The organism is Streptococcus sp. GMD1S, from assembly GCF_000296875.1.
In the GTDB taxonomy this organism is placed as follows: domain Bacteria; phylum Bacillota; class Bacilli; order Lactobacillales; family Streptococcaceae; genus Streptococcus.
Genome location: NZ_AJQY01000222.1, coordinates 1 through 817 on the forward strand (window position 1 = coordinate 1; position 817 = coordinate 817).

The 817-nt window shown below is 41.0% G+C and carries 1 protein-coding gene; it reads left to right on the forward strand.

Annotated elements, in window-relative coordinates; all coding sequences use genetic code 11:
- A partial coding sequence (locus GMD1S_RS08435; RefSeq protein WP_000474995.1) for an Ltp family lipoprotein occupies positions 1 to 817 on the forward strand: 817 nt, incomplete at both ends.

An 817-nucleotide genomic window follows, 5' to 3' on the forward strand; every position in this document is an offset into this window, starting at 1 on the left:
GGGTCATACTATTATTTAACAGGAGAAGGCAGCTACGCTCGCAACACATGGGTAGGTAATTACTATCTTAAATCAGATGGTAAGATGGCCAAAAATGAATGGGTAGATGGTGGTCGTTATTATGTAGGAGACGATGGTGTGTGGCAACCAAAACCAGCGCCAAAGCCAGCACCAAAACCAGCTGAGAAACCGAAAACGCCAGCACAGAAACCTGCTGAGAAATCGAAAACACCAGCACCGAAACCAGCACAAAAACCTGCTGAGAAACCAAAAACACCAGCACAAAAACCTGCTGAGAAACCGAAAACACCAGCATCAAAACCGACTGAAAAAGCTAAAGAAACAACTCCTAAACAGGATAAATCACAATCTAAAGTTCAGTCTGGCTGGGTAGGAAATTACTACCTCAAATCAGATGGAAAGAGAGCTAAAAATGAATGGGTAGATGGTGGTCGTTATTATGTTGATTCTGATGGAAAAAAGGTTAAAAGTGACTGGATTTATGATAAAAACTATGGTTCATATTACTATCTCACAGCAGAAGGCAGCTACGCTCGCAACAAATGGGTAGGAAATTATTATCTCAAATCAGATGGTAAGATGGCCAAGAATGAATGGGTAGACGGCGGTCGTTATTATGTTGAATCAGACGGTAAAATGGCTAGGGATAAATGGGTAGATGGTGGCCGTCACTATGTAGACTACGATGGTGTGCGGCAACCAAAACTAGATGGGAAGCAGTACAATGCTGCTTTAAATAAAGCGAAAAGCTATAATTCGGTTTTACATATGTCAAAAAAAGATCTCTATAACCAAT